Here is a 17982-nt window from a genome sequence, read left to right as displayed (position 1 = left end):
GTTACTCCTTGGAGGTGGCGCGCCTGGCGCGCGAGTGATGAAGTGCCAGCGCGGCATCCACATAAGCGTGTGCCTGGCCGACGTATTGAGCGGGATCGAGCAGTTGCGTGAGGCGCTCGAGCGAAAGATGTTCGGTCACGGCGGGGTCTGCCGAGAGCACGTCGAAGAGCGTCTTGCGCCCGGCGATTGCGGCTTTCGATGCGCGCTCGACCAGATGATGCGCATCGAGCCGGCCGATGCTGTCGCCGAGCGCAAGCATCACGGCCTCGCCGAGAATCAATCCGTGCGTGACGTCGAGATTGGCGGCAAGGCGCGGGACATTCACGTTGAGACCCGCGGCGATCTGCTCGATGTTGGCGAGCGCTCCGCCTGCAAGGCGCGCGAGGTCCGGCAACGCGTCCCACTCGGCTTGCCACCCGCCAAGCGCGCGCTCGTGCTCCTGCACCATGCCGGCGAACACCGTTGCCACCAAGCCCGGCGCGCGTGTCGCCGCCGTCAGTACCGCGGCGCAGCCGACCGGGTTGCGCTTGTGCGGCATCGTCGACGAACCGCCCTTGCCTGCCGCGGCGGGCTCGGCCAGTTCGTCGATTTCGGTTTGCATCTGCAGCGAGATATCGCGCGCGATCTTGCCGAGCGTGCCGATCAACATGCCGAACAGTGCCGCGGTTTCAGCAATGCGATCGCGCTGTGTGTGCCACGGCAAGGTGGGCACAGCAAGCTTGAGTTCTTGCGCCAATGATTGCGTGACTTGCGCCGCCGCGTCACGCAGGCTCGCCAGCGTGCCCGCCGCGCCACCGAACTGCAGCACCAGCACACGCCCGCGCAACGCATCGAGCCGCTCACGATGACGCAGCAACGCGTCGAGCCATTGTGCGAATTTCAGGCCGAGCGTGATGGGTAGCGCCTGCTGCAACCAGGTGCGGCCGATCATCGGCGTCGCGCGATGGGCGGCCGCGAGTTTCGCCACTGCATCGCATGTGGCTTGCAAGCCGCTGTCGAGCAGATCGAAGGTGTCGCGCAGTTGCAGCACCGTTGCCGTATCGATGATGTCCTGGCTTGTCGCGCCCCAATGGACGTACTTCGATGCTTCAGTGTCCGCCGCTTTGACACGCGCGGTGAGTTGTTTGACGAGGGGAATCGCGAGGTTGCCGCCAAGCGCCGCGTCGCGCGCCAGTGCGTCGGCGTCGAGTTGATCGGCCTGGCAGGCGCCCTCGATCGCGGCCACAGCGCTGTGCGGAATCACGTTATGGGCAGCCGAAGCGCGCGCGAGCGCTGCTTCGACATCGAGCATCCGTTGCAGCGTGGCACGCGGCGCCCAGATGTCGTTCATCGGCTGTGTGCCGCAAAGAAGGCCGGTCAGACGGGCGCTGGAGTCGAGCATGATGGCGTCGATGAGGGTGTCGGATGTGAAGGTTTCGCCGCGGCGATCTGGCGTGCTGCAAGGCGCGCCCCTGGCGCTTTCTGTCGAGAGCGTACCGCACACGGCGTTGCGGCGCATTCTGCTTCGAATGCTGACGCGCCGGTACACCGTAATGCCAGGACATCGGGTCACGCGCATGAAGCTTGCCTCATGCGCGCCCCGGGCATGAGGCGGCACGCTGGCGTGACGTAGAGGCACGTCAGCGTTGCCCGTTGCGTCGCCAGCGTTGCGGCTGCCGCTTAGGCGCTGCGGTTGCCTCGCAAGCGTCGCCGTCGCCTGCCAGCATCTCGGCTTCGCGGCGGCCTCTGTATTGACGGCGGCCGCGCCGTGCTTAGGCCGCGCGAGCCGCCTGAGTGCCGTCGATCAGCGGCACGCCGGTCAGTTTGTGCAGCGCATCGAAGTCGATGTCCGAGAAGATCTCGCGCACGACGAGGCCCTTGTCGGTGACGTCGATCATTGCAAGGTCCGTATAGATGCGGTCGACGCAGTTCACGCCCGTGACCGGGTACGTGCATTCCACCGCAATCTTGCTTTCGCCTTGCTTGGTCAGGTGTTCCATCATCACGTAGACCTGTTTCGCGCCGATTGCGAGGTCCATGGCGCCGCCGACTGCCGGAATCGCGTCGGGCGCGCCGGTGTGCCAGTTCGCCAGATCGCCCTTCGCCGACACCTGGAATGCGCCGAGCACGCAGAAATCCAGATGGCCGCCGCGCATCATCGCGAACGAATCCGAGTGATGGAAGTAGGCGCCGCCCGTAAGCAGCGTGACGTGCTGCTTGCCGGCGTTGATCAGTTCGTCGTCTTCCTCGCCCTTCGCGGGGGCCGGGCCCATGCCGAGCAGGCCGTTTTCGCTGTGCAGGAAGATTTCCTTGTCGGCACCAAGGTGATTGGCCACCAGCGTCGGCACGCCGATGCCGAGGTTCACGTAAGCGCCTTCAGGGATATCCTGGGCAACGCGCTTGGCCATTTCATCGCGGGTCAGTTTTTTCATGTCGGTCTCCTCAGGCGGCGTTCGCGGATGCAAGTTCGGCTTGATGCGCAGCTTGCGGCACTTCGATCACGCGTTGCACGAAGATGCCTGGCGTGACGATGTTTTCCGGATCGAGTTCGCCGAGCGGCACCACTTTCGACACCTGCACGATGGCCGTTTTCGCGGCGCTCGCCATGATCGGGCCGAAATTGCGCGCAGTCTTGCGATAAACGAGATTGCCCCAGCGGTCGCCCTTGAACGCTTTGATCAGCGCGAAGTCCGCATGCAGCGGCGACTCAAGCACGTAGTGCTTGCCGTCGATCAGACGGGTTTCCTTGCCTTCGGCGAGTTTGGTGCCATAGCCAGTGGGCGTAAAGAATCCGCCGATACCCGCGCCTGCTGCGCGAATACGTTCCGCGAGGTTGCCTTGCGGCACCAGTTCGAGCTCGATTTCGCCGGCGCGATAGAGTGCGTCGAACACATACGAGTCGCTTTGGCGCGGGAACGAGCAGATGATCTTGCGCACGCGTTTGGCGTTGAGTAGCGCCGCGAGGCCGATATCGCCGTTACCGGCGTTGTTGTTGACGATGGTGAGTTCGCGCGAGCCCTGTTCGATGAGCGCGTCGATCAGCTCGGACGGCATGCCGGCCGTGCCGAAGCCGCCGATCATGACGGTCGCGCCGTCGTGGACATCGGCGACCGCCGATTGAAGTGACTCGAAAATCTTGTTGATCATGTCGAATTTCCTTTTGGGGCGCTGCGTATCGCCAGGCTTTTTGCCTTTGCAGGCAGGGGCTTGTGCGGGACGGTCTCCGGGCCGGGGCTGGCGGCGGCTCGCCGGGTGGAGATGCGGGCTGGCGCCTTTGGTTTGTTCGCTGGTAATTTGTTCGATATATGAACATGGATTCGGTTAGCGAACGTTCAGGGCGATTATGGTTGCGCTTTGGGTTGGTTGTCAAGGCAGGGGATTCCCCTTAATCATAGGGTTTGGCCTGCCCGGCGGGGTCGCTTTTGCTTTTTTGGGGAAGTGGCTGTTTGTTGGACTGTTTGCCTGCGCGGCGCTTTTTGTCAGTGTTCCTTGGGCTTTGGCCTTTCCTTGATCTGGCTTTGGTGCCTCTCCTTGTATTGTTAGTGGTCTATTAGCGTTGCCCCTGTGCGGGGCGGCACCTACTTTTCTTTGCCGGCCGCAAAGAAAAGTAGGCAAAAGAAAGCGGCTCAAACCGCTAATACTAAGTGGGTCCCGTGGTCTGCCACGGGTAGTGGTGCATCTGGAATCCGTGTTCTCGCACATTCGGCATTAGTGACAAAGGAGTCATCAGCTCCCACTCCGCACTGCGTGCGTCGCGGACGGGTCTGCATGGGAAACCACGGGCTTCGGTTGGCGTAGCGGGGCCGTCGGCTTCGCCTCGGCGAGGCGCCCCTGCACTCACCCCGGAAACCCGGTGGCGAGATGCGAGCATCAAAACGTAGCGGGTGGTTTTAAGAAGTACGCTTCGGCGCGCGCAGCGCCGCCGGAAGTATGACGCCCTTGTCACTGGCGTATGCAGGGGCACGAACCCAGATTCCAGATGCACCACTACCCGTGGCAGACCACGGGCCCCACTTAGCATGAGCGGTTTGAGCCGCTTTCTTTGCTTATCTTTCTTTGCGGCGGCAAAGAAAGTAAGTGCCGCCCCGCACAGGGGCAACGCTAATAGACCACTAACAATACAAGGAAAGGCACCAAAAATTCAAGGACAGGCACAAAGCCAGATCAAGGAAAGCCCTAAGAACACTGACACTGAATGCCGCCGCAAAAGGCAAAAACCACTATCCAAAACCAAGATTATTAAACTACCCTCTATCTAAATTTCAAATGCCCCCCAGCGCCGCAGGCAAAAAAGCCCACCATGCCCGACACCCTCCTGGACCTAAACCTGATCCCCTACCTGGTAGCAATGGAAGACACCCGCAACGTCAGCCGCGCAGCGGAGCAATTAGGCGTCAGCCAACCCCGCGTCAGCACCGCGTTAGGCCGCCTGCGCGAATACTTCGACGATCCGCTCTTCGTGCGAACCTCGAAAGGCATGGAACCCACACCTCGCGCGCTCGCCATCCTCCCCGCCGCCCGCGACGCGCTTCTGCGTATCGAAAAAGGCATGCTCGACGTGCAGGACTTCGATCCGGCCACCAGCACCCATACCTTCTCCCTCGCGCTTTCCGACGTCGGCGAAATCGTCTTCCTGCCCCGGCTCCTGCAACTCTTCGCCGAACGCGCGCCGCACGCGAATCTGCGCTCGGTGTCGCTCTCGCCCTCGCACGTGGAACGTGGACTCGAATCGGGCGACGTCGATCTCGCCGTAGGCTATTTCCCCGATCTGTCAGGCAATAACTTCTTCCAGCAACGGCTCTTCACCCATCGGTTCATCTGTCTGATGCGCACGGGGCATCCCCTTGCAAAGGCGCCGCTCACACTGGCTCAGTACGTGGCGTCGGGCCACGCCGTCGTGCGTGCCGAAGGACGCAGCCAGGAAGTCCTCGAACATTACCTGGAAAAGAAGCGCATCAAGCGCCGCGCCGTACTCGAAACGCCGCACTTCATGAGTCTGCCGTTCATCCTCGCGCGCACCGATCTGCTCGCCACAGTGCCACACGCCATCGGCTTCGCGTACGTGTCGGAGCATGCATCGATCACGCTGGTCGAGCCGCCGCTGCCGTTGCCGCGCTTCGATCTGCGGCAGCACTGGCATCGCAAGTTTCATAACGATCCGCGGGCGAGTTGGCTGCGCGGTATCGTCGCCGAACTCTTCAACGACGACATGGATGAGTGGCCAAAGTAAGCACACGCCCCGACCGCGAGAGGGGGCATCGACACGATGCGACCTAAAACATGGAACAATGGCCGCACTCATTGAACCCGCGCGCTCCGTTTAGCGTCGACGCGCAATCCCAGAGGAGCGACGGATGGCCAGCAGCAAAGCGAAGAAAACCAAACCCGCGGCCGCAGTAGACCGCCCCAGCCGCGAAGAAGCTGAAGCAGCGGTACGCGTGCTGCTGCGTTGGGCCGGCGACAATCCCGAGCGCGAAGGCCTGATCGATACGCCATCTCGCGTAGTGCGCTCTTATGAGGAGTTCTACGCGGGTTATCAGATCGATCCGCGTGAGATCCTCGCCCGCACCTTTTCCGAAGTGGACGGCTACGACGAAATGATCGTGCTGAAAGATATCCGCTTCGAAAGCTACTGCGAACACCACATGGTGCCAATCATCGGGCGGGCGCACGTTGCCTATCTTCCCGAGCATCGGGTGGTCGGCATTTCGAAGCTGGCGCGTCTCGTCGATGCGTTCGCCAAGCGTCTGCAGATCCAGGAAAAGATGACGGTGCAAATCGCCGATACGTTGAACGAAGTGCTGCAACCCGCGGGCGTCGGCGTGATTCTCGAAGCCGCGCATCAGTGCATGTCGACCCGGGGCGTGCACAAGGCGGGTGTCACGATGGTCACCTCGCGCATGCTGGGCACGTTCCGTACCGATCCGTCGACGCGTCGCGAGTTTTTGTCGATCGTGGGCAATCCGGGCGTGGTGGCCGTCGCCAATACCTGATAGCGGTCGGGCCGCAGCGCGAATCAGGCTGCAGCATTGGCCGCTGCCTCACGCCCTGCTGTGCGCGGTACGCATCTGGCCGAAGGTGGCCAGCAAGACCGCGCCAAGCACGCATGCAACTCCCGCAAGTTGCGCCGCACTCACAGGCTCCCGCAACACGACCGCGGCCAACGCCACCGCGCTCACCGGCACGAGCGCGGTCATGAGCCCCGCTTCCGCGCCGCTGATGCGCGCCGCCCCCGCATACCAGAGAACAAAGCCAGCCACGGTCGGCACGAGCGCGTAGTAGAGCACACCGTTCAGGGCGCTCGCATTGAACGGCATACTCCAGGGCCTTTCGAAGCATGCCGGCACGAACGCCACCGCGAAACCGATGCCGCACATCAACGCCGATAGCGGCAGCGGCGCGACCGGTGTGTGCAACTTGCGATTGAGCAGGATAAAGAGCGCCTCGCACACGATCGCTGCAAACACCAGCGCGTTACCTGTCAGCGAACTGGCGGCATGCGACGTGGTGAAATCGTCGATACGCACGGTACACACCAGCACGCCCAGGGTGGCGAGCCCAATCGCACCGATCAGCGCGGGCGCGGGACGCTCACCCAGCGCGAGCATGGCGACCACGGCCGACACCGCCGGCAGGGTGCCGGCAATCACGCCGGCATCGGCGGCCGAGGCGAGCTTCATGCCACTGATGAGCAACACCGTATAACCGACGCTGCCCGCCCCCGCCTGGGCGATCACGAGCAACGCATCGTGGCGATCGAGACGTGGCCAGCGTACGCCACGCCAGCGCATCACCAGCACAAACAGGGGAAACGCGATGGCAAAACGCAGCGCGGTTGCGCTGAACGGTGGCAGTCCGCTTGCGATCGATTTGCTGACGACCACCGTGCTGCCGACGCCGATCATCGCCAGCGCGCAAAACAGGTATCCGACGTACCGTGAGCTCATGCTACTGTCCTGTTCCGTTGAACGAGCAGACACATTAGCGGCGGCGGACACGCGCGGTCTTGAACGAAATTGCAGAGAAGGCGCCCACCGAAGCGACAAAGAGCGCCGTCAGATCGAACAGGCGTCCAGGTCACGACATACCGGCTCGAATCCGGCTTGCGATCAGGTAGGACAGCCCGGCGCTGTACCTGGGCTCATCGAGTATCCTGATCGAAATAGAATCCCACCTTGAACTCGGACCGAACGCGCGCGTAGATAAACGCGTCCAGGAACACACTTTGCAACCCGGCAAAACAGGCTCCCGCCGCAGCGCGGCCCAACCGTCACAACAGGAGTGCCGCAATTGGTAGAGTTTCCGTCGTCGGCGGTGTCAACCTGGGGCGGCGTGTTCGTTTTTGTGAACGTCCTGTTGACACGGCTCGGCCTGCCGATCCCCGCGGTCCCCGTGCTGCTCTTCGCGGGCTCGGCGATTGCCGCCGGCACGCTGTCTTTCTGGCCGATCCTGTTCGCCGCCGTACTTGGCGCGCTCATCGGCGACGGTGCGTGGTTCGCCGCCGGCCGCATCTACGGCCGCAAACTGATCGCCGCCCTGGGCCGGATCTCTCCGGCGATCGATTCCAGGGTCGACAAGGCCCGCTCGCTATTCGAACGCTTCGGCGTGGCGCTCGTGTCGATCTCGAAGTTCGTCCCCGGACTAGGACTCATCACGCCGCCGCTCATGGGCACGACAGCGGTCGACAGCCGCATCTATGCTTTGTGGGATCTCGCCGGCGCTCTGGTGTGGGCCACCTTCTGGCTACTCGGCGGCGCCGCGGCGGAAAGACAGTTGCATATGCTGCTCGCGTTCGTCAGAGCACGTGGCGGCACGGTACTCGACATCCTGCTGGCCGCCGCGTTGGCCTATCTGGTGTATCGCCTGCAGCAGCGGCGCCGCGAACGACGCCGTCTCGCGGACGAAGCCTCCGCGGCTGCGTCGCAAGCGACACTCGCCGGATGGCGCCGCATCACGCCGCCCAAGGTCCTGGATGCCCGCCCAGCCGCCTCATCTGGTGAAGCGCTGCACAACATCCCCGGCGTGTTGGCGCTCGACCCGCGCTCGCCTGAGCAGATCGACGGCGCGCTGCTCGTCTATGACATGGTGATTTATTGCATTTGCCCGGACAGCGCGACCGCCGTCGAAATTACGCAACGGATGCGCCTGAACGGCTACACGCGGATCCGCGCACTGAGGGGCGGCCTCGACGCCTGGCAAAGGCGCGGGTTTCCCGTCGAACCTGTCCCGCCGACGGACGAATCGACCACCCGCAAACGCAAGCTGGAGCCCTACGGTGAAGTTCGCGGCGCGGTAACGCTGCGCGGGTTCGCCCCCCGACGCAGCTGAAACGTCAGCGCAAGTCACAGAGTGACAGCCCGGTCGGGTGCCGGAACGGCGTCACACGCAAGCCGTTGCCATCACGCGGCACCCTTCACGACGACGCATCCTGCGCCATCGACCGCCCCGCCCACGTCGCCGAGCTGACCCGATTGCGCCCCGCCGCCTTGGCGGCATACAGCTGCCGGTCGGCAGCGGCCAGCAGTTCGAGCGCGTTCGCCCCTTCCGCTGGCACACACGTCGCGCAACCGATGCTCACCGTGATAGTGATCGCTTCACCATCGCGATGCACGACGCGCAGACTCTGCACCTTGCGGCGAATCTTTTCCGCGAGATTGAGCGCGCCCTCCGCCGTGGTGTCCGGCAAGATCGCGGCAAACTCCTCACCACCGTATCGCGCCACCAGATCGACCGCGCGCAGCACCGTCGCGGAGATGCATTCGGCCACGGCGGTCAACGCCTCGTCGCCGCTCGCGTGGCCGTAGACGTCGTTGAATCGCTTGAAATGATCGATGTCGATGAACAATGCCGATAGCGGTTGCCCGGAGCGCCGCGCGCGCCGCCATTCTTCGTCGAGCCGGTTATCGAGCACGCGGCGATTGCTGAGGCCGGTAAGCGGGTCCGTCGCGGCGAGACGCACCAGCGCGGCTTGCGCGCGCAGCTTGTCGCGTAAAACGAAAGCAAGCATCCACGAAACCATCACGAATACCGCGCCGAAAGCGAGCGTCAGCGAGCCGGCAATCCTGCTGCGATGCCGCCACGGCGCGAGCACTTCATCCTCGGACGGTGCAACCACCGCGATCAGCGGCGTACCCGGCACGCGCGCATAGGTGAACATCCGGCGCACGCCGTCCACCGTCGAATTCGCCACATACGAGCCCGAGTTGTGCGCGGCCATCACTTCGAAGGTCGGCGACTTCGCGATGCTCGTGCCGATATCACGTGAGGAAAACGGCTTGCGGGCGAGCAAGGTGCCGTCGTCCATCACGATGAATACGGAGCCCAGTTCGCCTGTGTTGATCCGATCCAGCAAATGCTGAAAGTATTCGATACGAATCGCCAGAAGCGCGATGCCGCCAAACGTGCCATCGGCCTCGTTGATGCGCCGCGTGAGGCCGATCGACAACTTCCCGTCACGCAGTCGCGACCGATATGGGTGGGAGAAATAAAGCCCGACGGCCGGGCTGCGTTGATGCACCAGAAAGTAGTCACGGTCTGCGAGCCGGACGGCGGCATTGATCTCGCCGTTCTGCGAAGCGATCACCCGCCCGTCCGCAGCGATCACATAGGCGCCGCCGAGGTAGGCTGCCGTGGTTGCGCGATCGAATAGCACGGCTTGCTGCAAGTCCTCAGGCAGGGTCCACGTGGCACGATCCCGCGCGCCATCCACCATGGCCTCAAGGGACAAATCGTAGATCTCGACATTTCGTTCGAGATCGGAGGAAATGATCGAGACGAGATTTTGCGCGGTTTCGCGCGCGTGGTTGAGCGCGTCGGCGCGGCCGCTACTCAGCGTCAGCAAGGTCAAACCGGCCATCGCTACGGCGACCAGCGTGCCGGCAAGGCCAGCGAAATACGGGTGGTTGCCCATATAACGCGACACGCCCATCCCACCGGCACGCGACATGAAGCGCAACCGTCGACGCAGCGAAAGCGTTTGATGTGCCACGTGCGCATCGCCTCCTTCGCAAAAGCCCGCCTGACCGATCAGGTGCGGATGCACAGCCAATGTCGTTATTCGGTCCGGGCCGGTCCGCTCGAGCGTGCGACCGCCCTTCAAGCCGCATCACAGTTTGCGCAACAGTCCCGCCGCCGCGCGCATCCGGCGTTTGCGCTCCTTCTTCAGCCAGTCAAGCGCTGCATTGGTGTCGCCGGACCCAGCCAGCAAGTCCGTATTTTCGCGCAGCAGCATCTCGCTTGCGACGATATCGTTCAGCGTGCCGAAACGCTTCTGGATCCGCTTTAACCGCTTCAGGGTGCGTTTGTGGCTCACGCTCAGAACCGGTTCGAAAAACTCGAGCAGATAGCGCACTTTCTTACCCGCCTTTCTGACGTCGTGAAATGCGGTGTAGTTGGAGCCCTTCGCTTGAGACGCACGTTTTATACGCTTCTTAAGCGAACGTTCGGAAGCGCTCACGCGCTTGTCGGCGAATTTTTGCAGCGGCACGCGCTCACGGGCGGTGTTCAATTCCTTATTGGCACTGGTCAAGGCGTCTTGCAGCAAATGTTTGACGTCCGCGTTCGAAAGCGTTTCACGGCTCATCGCCAACGCGCCGCCGCGTGCAGCCTGGAGCGTGGGTGTCATCTCATGCGCAACGCGCTCGTCCTGCGCAATCAGTTCGATCAGGATGTCCCAATCCCGCGTCTTGCCGGCGGCAGTCGCCAGATACTTATACAGCGCCCGTTGGCGCGTATTTTCGCCTTTGTCCAACAAGGGTTCGAACGCCCACCACAACGAACGCAACCGCCGCAGCGACACACGCAGTTTGTGCAGCGCTTCCGGCGACGCGTCTTCGCGCACCGCATTAGCGAGTTCGATCGCGTCATCAACAAGGGGCGCCGCGTACGACGAAAAGGCTACCTCCGCTGAGAGTTCCACGCCGGCCGGCTTGCTGTCCGCAGCCTGTTTGTCGATTTTCCGGCTCGCCCGCTTCATCGGATGTCCTTCAGAAGGCCCTTTGATGTCAGCCTAGCAAAAAAAGGTCCTGGTGGATATCCGTCAACGCGTCGCCTAAACTGCCCGAGCACAGCCGCAAGACAAATGCGCGTTGCATGGACTGCAATCCGTTGCAAGTCGTGGCGACCGCCTGGATCGCGCGAGTTCATATGCGACCCTGGCGGCAGCTGAACCGGACACTCCGTTCCGCTGCAGAGGCGCAGTTCGCGCATAGTTCTTTTCGGACCGCTTATCGTACTACTGCGCCGCGCAGACGGCAGCCTTTCCTGTAACGCCAATCTCTACGCACCTTTCCGCGAACGCCGTCCCGCATAACGGTCACGCCATTGTCATCATTACGACACACAGGCACCCCAGGATCGGCAGTTCCCCGCGACAAACTTTAGGGCTCATGCCATGCCGGAACTTTCGTACCCGCAACCGGGCGCTGCAAGTGGAAAAGGGCGTCATCTCGGCCTCATCATTTTCCTCGTCGTGATTGCGGTCGGCGCTATTTATTGCGCCATGCATCTGGCAACCGATCTGGAGCCGGTTCGCGAAGGCTCAGTCCTCCCCTATTTCCTGCTCGGCGTTGCGCTTCTGATTGCGCTCGGCTTCGAATTCGTCAACGGCTTTCATGACACCGCCAACGCGGTCGCCACCGTGATTTACACGCATTCACTCGCGCCGAACATTGCGGTGGTCTGGTCCGGTGGATGGAATTTCCTCGGTGTGCTGACTTCAACGGGCGCGGTGGCATTCGGCATCCTGCAGTTGCTGCCCGTCGAACTGATTCTGCAAGTGGGTAGCAGTGCGGGCTTCGCGATGGTCTTCGCGCTGCTGATCGCGGCGATCATCTGGAATCTGGGCACGTGGTATTTCGGACTGCCGTCGTCCAGCTCGCATACGCTGATCGGCTCGATCATCGGCGTTGGCTTGATGAATCAGCTGATGCACGGCGCCAGCGGCACGAGCGGCGTGGACTGGAATCAGGCGCTCGGCGTCGGCAAGTCGCTGCTGTTTTCGCCGCTGATCGGCTTTCTCGCCGCCGGTTTGCTGCTGCTGATCCTGAAGGCGGTGGTGCGGATCCCGGCGTTGTATGCCGAGCCTAAAGGCAAGGAGCCGCCCCCGTTCTGGATTCGCAGCCTGCTGATTCTGACCTGTACGGGTGTTTCGTTCGCGCACGGTTCGAACGACGGGCAGAAAGGCATGGGCCTCATCATGCTGATCCTGATCGGCACGGTGCCGACGGCGTACGCACTGAACAAGGCAGTCACGCCGGCGGAAACGCAGACCTATCTCGCGGTCGCACACCAGGCTTCGGCCACGCTCGGCAAGTACACCCAAGGCGCGGCGCCCTCCACCGATCCGCGTGGCGATGTCGAAGCGTACGTGCGCACGCGCCAGTTGACGCCGGCCACGGTGCCCGCCTTGCGGCAACTGACCGAGCTGATCGGCCAGCAGGTCAGCGAGTCGGGATCGATGGCAGCCGTGCCGCAAAACATCGTCGATAACGTGCGCAACAACATGTATGTCGCGTCCGAAGCCATTCGTCTGATGGAGAAAAGCAAGCAGCCGGCTTTCTCACCGGCAGACGTCAAGGCTATCGACAACTTCAAGGCGCAAACCGATCACGCCACCAAATTCATTCCGACGTGGGTGAAGGTCGCCGTGGCCATCGCGCTCGGTCTCGGCACGATGGTCGGCTGGAAGCGCATCGTCGTCACCGTTGGCGAGAAGATCGGCAAGCAGCATCTGACCTACGGACAGGGCGCTTCAGCTGAATTAGTGGCGATGCTGACGATCGGCGCGGCCGACATGTACGGCTTGCCGGTCTCGACGACGCACGTGCTGTCGTCAGGCGTGGCCGGGACCATGGCCGCCAACGGCTCTGGCTTGCAGTGGGGCACTGTGCGCAGCCTGATCCTCGCGTGGGTGCTGACGCTGCCGGTCTCAATCGCGCTGGCCGGAGCCTTGTACTGGCTGTTCCGGATGGTGTTCTGAAACTGCTGAAATCGCTGGTGCCGGGTGCAAGTCCGGCAGCAGCAAAGTAAAAAAAAGCGCGGCTCTTGCCGCGCTTTTTCATTCAACCGAGCCGAAGATCGATCAATAAATTTCAGGCACGATCATCGACGACGCCACCGGCTGGCGGCTGTATTCGTCGTGATAGACCCGCGCCGGCAACTCGACGCGCGAATGCTCGATCTCGTGATACGGCACCTGGCTCAGCAGATGGTGAATGCAATTCAGGCGCGCGCGTTTCTTGTCGACCGCCTGCACGACCCACCACGGCGCCTCGGGAATATGCGAGCGCTGCAGCATGACTTCTTTTGCCTGCGTATAGGCTTCCCAGCGGCGCCGGCTTTCCAGATCCATCGGACTTAGCTTCCACTGCTTCAACGGGTCGTGGATGCGGTTCTGAAAGCGGATTTCCTGTTCTTCGTCCGTGATCGAAAACCAGTATTTGAGAATCTGCACGCCGCTTCGCGCCAGCATCTTTTCGAATTCCGGCACCGAGCGGAAAAACTCTTCGTACTCGTCGTCGCTGCAAAAATTCATCACGCGTTCGACGCCCGCGCGGTTGTACCAGCTGCGGTCGAACAGCACCATTTCGCCGCCGGCCGGCAGATGCGACACGTAACGCTGGAAATACCACTGCGTACGTTCACGGTTATTCGGCGCCGGCAATGCCGCCACACGGCACACACGCGGATTGAGCCGCTGCGTGATGCGTTTGATCGCGCCGCCCTTGCCGGCCGCGTCGCGCCCTTCGAAAATCACCACCAGCCGATGGCCGGTCTGCACGATCCAATCCTGCAGTTTGACAAGCTCGCCCTGCAAACGGAATAGCTCGCGGAAGTACACCTTGCGCGCCTCGCGATGCTCGGGCGTGAAGCCATCCGCGCCGTCGATGATACGGTCGTCGACCTCCATTTCGAGTTCCTCGTCGTAGGCATCGATGAGGTCCTCCTCGAAACGGCGCTGCCGTTCTGCCATGACTTCGGCCTCGGGTCTCGGATCCAGCTCTTTCATTGCGACTCTCCTGGCAACGGAAATGGTTAGGCGCGCGGCGCATACGCATCGCGAACGGGTTCGATTATCGAAGCACGAGGTGTCAGCCGTGTTACCAGCGCGGCCGTCGCATCTTGGGGCGATGGGTGCCCGCCGGCGGCTTGCGCACCTTATAGCCGATCCATGATAGCGAGTTTAGCGCGGCCGCCCGGCGCTAACGCAACGGCTTCGCGAAGCTGAGTTCGTGGCCATCGGGATCGGTGATGTGGAAATAACGCTCGCCCCACGGCGCATCGGACGGTTCGAGCGACGGCTTCAAACCCGCTGCCAGCGCCTTCCTGTACAGGGCGTCGACGTCCGAGACATAAATGATCACGCGGCCCCACCAGTTGACTGGCGCGCGCGTATCGACAATCAGGTTCAGATACGCACCGCCGAATGCAAACGAGGTAAACGCTTCCTGCGAACCACCGAACTTGATCGGAAAACCGAGCGCTTCGTAAAACAGCACTGCGCGAGGCATATTGCCGGTGGCGAGCGTGATGGCGCTGAGGGACTCGATGCGCGGTTCGGTTGGGTCTGTCGAGTCTGTCGGCGCGCTCGAGGCGCTCGACGAGGCAGAGGCTGCGGCGGAAGTGGCGGACGAACTCATGGTAGCTATCTCCTTGGTGCAGCGACGCCTGACGGGCTTGCACGGCGCGTGCCCGGGCGTTGGAGGCCTTGGCGCGGGCGTTGGTCCGGGGCGCTTCAGCCTGCACAACGCCCCCCGCATTGGCGTGGGCCGACACTAGAAAGTGTCTCACAAGCAGCCTCGAGCGCATCGCATCGCTCGCACTTGAAAAACCCGCCCGCCGCCCCGCATCTGGATTCCCGTTTATCCGGAGCATCGCCATGGGAAGCCGCCCACGCTTCATCGATGACCTGTCGCGCGCCGCATCCGACGCCCCCGGGTCCGATCCACTCACCGCTTTATCCGACGACGCCTTGCTCGACGACTATTCCCGCACTGTGATCGGCGCGCTGGAACGCGTTCAGCAGGCGGTCGCCTTCATATCCGTCGAACGCCAGCTACCCGGCGCGCCGTCCGGGCGCGACAGCCGCGGCGCGCGCGGCGGCACCGGTTCGGGTTTTCTGTTCACGCCAGACGGCTATCTGCTCACCAATAGCCACGTCGTACACGGTGCCACGCACATCACGGTGGCGCTCGCTGACGGCGCGAAATTCGATGCCGATCTGGTCGGCGACGATCCCGGCAGCGATCTGGCCGTGCTGCGCATCGGCTCGCCAGAGCCATTAGCGCACGTCGAACTCGGCGAATCGTCGAAGCTGCGTGTCGGCCAGATCGCGATCGCGGTCGGCAATCCGCTCGGTCTCGCGCAAACCGTGACGACCGGCGTGGTCTCGGCGCTCGGCCGCTCGCTGCGTTCGAATTCGGGCCGCATGATCTACGACGTGATCCAGACGGATGCCGCGCTCAATCCCGGCAATTCGGGCGGCCCGCTGATCAATTCGGCCGGTCAGGTGATCGGCGTGAACACCGCGATCATTCCCGGCGCGCAGGCGATCTGCTTCGCCACCGCAATCGATACGGCCAAGTGGGTCATCATGCAGATCTTCACGCACGGCCGCGTGCGGCGCGCTTACATCGGCGTGGCCGGCACCACGAGGCCGCTGTCGCGCCGCGTGCAGCGCTATTTCAGCCTGAGCTCGGAGAGCGGCGTGCACGTCATGGAAATCGTGAAGGGCAGCCCGGCCGCGCTCGGCGGTCTGCGCACCGACGACACGATTGTCGCGATCGATACGCTCGCGGTGCAAGACGTCGATAGCCTGCAACGCACGCTCGATGTGTCGCGTATCGACAAGCCGGTCAACGTGACCGTGTTACGTGGCGCGCAACGGCTTGAATTGGCATTGACGCCGGTCGAGCAGATGAGCTGACTGGCCGGCAGCATAACGGCTCGAAGAACCTCACGCTCGTTCAATCTAACGGATGAAAAAAGCCTCGCGCTCAATTGAGCGCGAGGCTTTTTTCTGCATGCGGCGCATCCGCAAAGATACGCCGCCCAGATGCACTTAAACGATTGAAGTCAACCGCTTACTGGATCACCCGCGTCACACCACGGCCGCGCGGATCGGCTGCGGCTTCTGGCGTATCGCCATTGACCTTGATCGCCTGAATGTCGCCGCTGAAATCCTGCCCCTTCAGCGTATAGCCCTTGGCTTCGATCTGCTTGGCGAGCTCGCCGTCGATCGGCTTGTACGGCTCCCAGAAAATCGTGTTCGGCGGCAACAGCTGGTGATGGAAGCGCATCGCGCCCACGGCTTCCGGCAACGGCATGTTGAAGTCGTAGATGTTGTTGATCACCTGGAAGATCGACGTGAAGATACGCGAGCCGCCCGGCGTGCCGATCACAAGCGACACCTTGCCGTCCCTGGTCAGAATCGTCGGGCTCATCGACGACAACGGGCGCTTCTTCGGTGCAATCGAATTCGCGTCGCTGCCCACCACACCGAACATGTTCGCGACACCCGGCTTCGCGGAGAAGTCATCCATCTCGTCGTTCAGCACGATGCCCGTGCGATCCGCCACCACACCCGAGCCAAAGTAGCCGTTAATGGTGTACGTGTTCGATACCGCATTACCCCACTTGTCGATCACGGAGAAGTGCGTGGTTTCCGCTTTCTCCGGCATCGTCGTGCCCAGACCCGGTTGCACGCTCTTCGTGTCCGACGGCGTATTCGGGTTCACTTCCGCGGCACGTTTCGCGATATACGCGTCGTCGGTCAGTTGCGCGACCGGCACCTTGTAGAAGTCCGGATCGCCGAGATACTGCGCGCGATCGGCGAACACGCGCTTTTCGATCTCAGCGATCAGGTGCACGTATTGCGCGGAGTTAAGCGTGACGTCCTTGAAGTCGGGCGCAATGTCGGCCTTCATCTTCAGCAACTGCACGAGACCGATACCGCCCGAGCTCGGAGGCGGCGCGGTAATCACGCGATAGCCGTTCCAGTCCGCCTGGATCGGCTGACGCCACACCGCCTTGTACTGCTGCAGGTCGGCCTTCGTAATCAGACCGTGACCGCGCATGGACGCCGCGATCAGATCAGCCGTCTTGCCCTGGTAGAAGTCTTTCGCACCTTGATCCGAAATGCGCTGCAGCACGGCGGCGAGATCCGGTTGTTTGAAGTTGACGCCCTGTTTCAGGTTGCCGAAGTAGGTATCGAAGTTGGTCTTGCCGGCAAAGTCTTTCGCGGCGTCGTCGCGGCGTTGCTGCAATTGCTCACTGACCTCGAAGCCGTCGCGTGCGTAATGAATTGCCGGTGCGAGCACCTGCTTCCATTTGAGCTTGCCGAAGCGGCGCTGCGCTTGCCACATGCCGTCGACGGTGCCCGGCACGCCCACCGCGCGATAACCGAACAGGCTCATGTCCTTGATGACCTCGCCCTTGTCGTCGAGGTACATGTTCTTCGTCGCGGCCAGCGGCGCGCGTTCGCGATAGTCGAGGAAGTACGGCTTGCCATCGACATACAGCGTCATGAAACCGCCGCCGCCGATATTGCCCGCTTCCGGATACGTCACGGCAAGCGTGAAGGCGATAGCGACTGCCGCGTCGACGGCGTTGCCGCCTTCCTTGAAGATCTGTTCCGCGGCGTCGGCGCTGTACTTGTCGGCGACCGCAATGGCGGACGCCGTGAGAACTGCCGGCTGCGCTTTCGCGGGCGCTTTGGCAAAGGCTGGAGTAGCTTCGAGAAAACCGCTCGAAACAGAAATGAGTGCGACCAGCGCAAGTCCGCTAACGGACGGCTTGGCGTTGTGAAACAACTTCATTGGATATATCCCCCAAGACGACTTTTTCATCTGACGATAACGAAAAGCTGCCTTGGGCTTATAACATGCCGGTCCGTCAATTGCGAAGCTGTTGCACGCATATGGTGCATGTTGCAGCACACAAAAAACGCCCCATTCAACAACGCTAATGGCCGCGAATAGCCATGCTCGAATCGGCATCGGACGC

The 17982-nt window shown here is 62.4% G+C and carries 14 protein-coding genes; 5 read left to right on the top strand and 9 right to left on the bottom strand.

Going from position 1 to position 17982, the window contains the following annotated elements:
• Window position 1: 1 nt before the first annotated feature.
• The 3 genes from PQQ86_RS23875 to PQQ86_RS23865 form a co-directional block, all read right to left on the bottom strand.
• On the bottom strand, window positions 2-1381 hold the full coding sequence (locus PQQ86_RS23875; RefSeq protein ID WP_408272484.1) for a 3-carboxy-cis,cis-muconate cycloisomerase: 1380 nt from the start codon (window positions 1379-1381) through the stop codon (window positions 2-4).
• A 370-nt stretch (window positions 1382-1751) separates the two neighbouring features.
• Window positions 1752-2411 (bottom strand): 3-oxoacid CoA-transferase subunit B, encoded by a 660-nt coding sequence (locus tag PQQ86_RS23870; protein WP_408272482.1) that lies wholly within the window; start codon window positions 2409-2411, stop codon window positions 1752-1754.
• Between the two features lie 10 nt (window positions 2412-2421).
• Window positions 2422-3126 carry a 3-oxoacid CoA-transferase subunit A gene (locus PQQ86_RS23865; RefSeq protein WP_408272479.1) on the bottom strand — a complete coding sequence of 235 codons (705 nt, stop codon included), beginning with the start codon at window positions 3124-3126 and terminating at the stop codon, window positions 2422-2424.
• A 1153-nt stretch (window positions 3127-4279) separates the two neighbouring features.
• Between PQQ86_RS23865 and PQQ86_RS23860 the strand changes: the two genes are divergently transcribed.
• Both PQQ86_RS23860 and folE read left to right on the top strand, forming a co-directional pair.
• Window positions 4280-5209 carry a LysR family transcriptional regulator gene (locus PQQ86_RS23860; RefSeq protein WP_408272477.1) on the top strand — a complete coding sequence of 310 codons (930 nt, stop codon included), beginning with the start codon at window positions 4280-4282 and terminating at the stop codon, window positions 5207-5209.
• A gap of 124 nt (window positions 5210-5333) precedes the next feature.
• Window positions 5334-5972 (top strand): GTP cyclohydrolase I FolE, encoded by a 639-nt coding sequence (folE, locus tag PQQ86_RS23855; protein ID WP_054040621.1) that lies wholly within the window; start codon window positions 5334-5336, stop codon window positions 5970-5972.
• 48 nt (window positions 5973-6020) lie between these two features.
• Here folE and PQQ86_RS23850 read toward each other — a convergent pair whose 3' ends face one another.
• A complete protein-coding gene (locus PQQ86_RS23850) occupies window positions 6021-6926 on the bottom strand; it encodes a DMT family transporter (RefSeq protein ID WP_408272473.1) in 906 nt (301 codons plus the stop codon).
• 343 nt (window positions 6927-7269) lie between these two features.
• Between PQQ86_RS23850 and PQQ86_RS23845 the strand changes: the two genes are divergently transcribed.
• Complete coding sequence (locus PQQ86_RS23845) at window positions 7270-8307, top strand: VTT domain-containing protein (RefSeq protein ID WP_408272471.1); 1038 nt, start codon at window positions 7270-7272, stop codon at window positions 8305-8307.
• Between the two features lie 85 nt (window positions 8308-8392).
• Here PQQ86_RS23845 and PQQ86_RS23840 read toward each other — a convergent pair whose 3' ends face one another.
• On the bottom strand, window positions 8393-9967 hold the full coding sequence (locus PQQ86_RS23840; RefSeq protein WP_408272468.1) for a sensor domain-containing diguanylate cyclase: 1575 nt from the start codon (window positions 9965-9967) through the stop codon (window positions 8393-8395).
• A gap of 117 nt (window positions 9968-10084) precedes the next feature.
• Window positions 10085-10954, bottom strand: coding sequence for a CHAD domain-containing protein (locus PQQ86_RS23835; RefSeq protein ID WP_408272465.1), 870 nt, complete (start codon window positions 10952-10954; stop codon window positions 10085-10087).
• Between the two features lie 417 nt (window positions 10955-11371).
• Here PQQ86_RS23835 and PQQ86_RS23830 point away from each other — a divergent pair, with 417 nt between their 5' ends.
• Window positions 11372-12958, top strand: coding sequence for an inorganic phosphate transporter (locus tag PQQ86_RS23830; RefSeq protein ID WP_408272459.1), 1587 nt, complete (start codon window positions 11372-11374; stop codon window positions 12956-12958).
• 102 nt (window positions 12959-13060) lie between these two features.
• Here the strand turns inward: PQQ86_RS23830 and ppk2 are convergent, their stop codons facing one another.
• Together ppk2 and PQQ86_RS23820 are read right to left on the bottom strand one after the other, a co-directional pair.
• Entirely contained in the window at window positions 13061-13987 is a 927-nt protein-coding gene (ppk2, locus tag PQQ86_RS23825; protein ID WP_408272456.1) for a polyphosphate kinase 2, read from the bottom strand.
• A 193-nt stretch (window positions 13988-14180) separates the two neighbouring features.
• Window positions 14181-14618: a VOC family protein gene (locus tag PQQ86_RS23820; RefSeq protein WP_408272453.1), complete on the bottom strand. Its 438-nt coding sequence runs from the start codon at window positions 14616-14618 to the stop codon at window positions 14181-14183.
• 239 nt (window positions 14619-14857) lie between these two features.
• Between PQQ86_RS23820 and PQQ86_RS23815 the strand changes: the two genes are divergently transcribed.
• Window positions 14858-15904 (top strand): S1C family serine protease, encoded by a 1047-nt coding sequence (locus tag PQQ86_RS23815; RefSeq protein WP_408272450.1) that lies wholly within the window; start codon window positions 14858-14860, stop codon window positions 15902-15904.
• A 157-nt stretch (window positions 15905-16061) separates the two neighbouring features.
• Here the strand turns inward: PQQ86_RS23815 and ggt are convergent, their stop codons facing one another.
• Entirely contained in the window at window positions 16062-17795 is a 1734-nt protein-coding gene (gene ggt / locus PQQ86_RS23810; protein WP_408272448.1) for a gamma-glutamyltransferase, read from the bottom strand.
• Between the last annotated feature and the right edge of the window lie 187 nt (window positions 17796-17982).

Source organism: Paraburkholderia sediminicola, assembly GCF_046026675.1.
GTDB classification, from domain to species: Bacteria; Pseudomonadota; Gammaproteobacteria; order Burkholderiales; family Burkholderiaceae; genus Paraburkholderia; species Paraburkholderia sediminicola_F.
The sequence above is the reverse complement of the archived record's forward strand: the minus strand, read 5'-3'. Positions and strand labels throughout refer to the sequence as shown.

Bases quoted from the DNA above. Each gene is read 5' to 3' on its own strand.
- PQQ86_RS23875 (WP_408272484.1), bottom strand. From the start codon at position 1,381: ATGCTCGACTCCAGCGCCCGTCTGACCGGCCTTCTTTGCGGCACACAG.
- PQQ86_RS23870 (WP_408272482.1), bottom strand. From the start codon at position 2,411: ATGAAAAAACTGACCCGCGATGAAATGGCCAAGCGCGTTGCCCAGGAT.
- PQQ86_RS23865 (WP_408272479.1), bottom strand. From the start codon at position 3,126: ATGATCAACAAGATTTTCGAGTCACTTCAATCGGCGGTCGCCGATGTC.
- PQQ86_RS23860 (WP_408272477.1), top strand. From the start codon at position 4,280: ATGCCCGACACCCTCCTGGACCTAAACCTGATCCCCTACCTGGTAGCA.
- folE (WP_054040621.1), top strand. From the start codon at position 5,334: ATGGCCAGCAGCAAAGCGAAGAAAACCAAACCCGCGGCCGCAGTAGAC.
- PQQ86_RS23850 (WP_408272473.1), bottom strand. From the start codon at position 6,926: ATGAGCTCACGGTACGTCGGATACCTGTTTTGCGCGCTGGCGATGATC.
- PQQ86_RS23835 (WP_408272465.1), bottom strand. From the start codon at position 10,954: ATGAAGCGGGCGAGCCGGAAAATCGACAAACAGGCTGCGGACAGCAAG.
- PQQ86_RS23830 (WP_408272459.1), top strand. From the start codon at position 11,372: ATGCCGGAACTTTCGTACCCGCAACCGGGCGCTGCAAGTGGAAAAGGG.
- ppk2 (WP_408272456.1), bottom strand. From the start codon at position 13,987: ATGAAAGAGCTGGATCCGAGACCCGAGGCCGAAGTCATGGCAGAACGG.
- PQQ86_RS23820 (WP_408272453.1), bottom strand. From the start codon at position 14,618: ATGAGTTCGTCCGCCACTTCCGCCGCAGCCTCTGCCTCGTCGAGCGCC.
- PQQ86_RS23815 (WP_408272450.1), top strand. From the start codon at position 14,858: ATGGGAAGCCGCCCACGCTTCATCGATGACCTGTCGCGCGCCGCATCC.
- ggt (WP_408272448.1), bottom strand. From the start codon at position 17,795: ATGAAGTTGTTTCACAACGCCAAGCCGTCCGTTAGCGGACTTGCGCTG.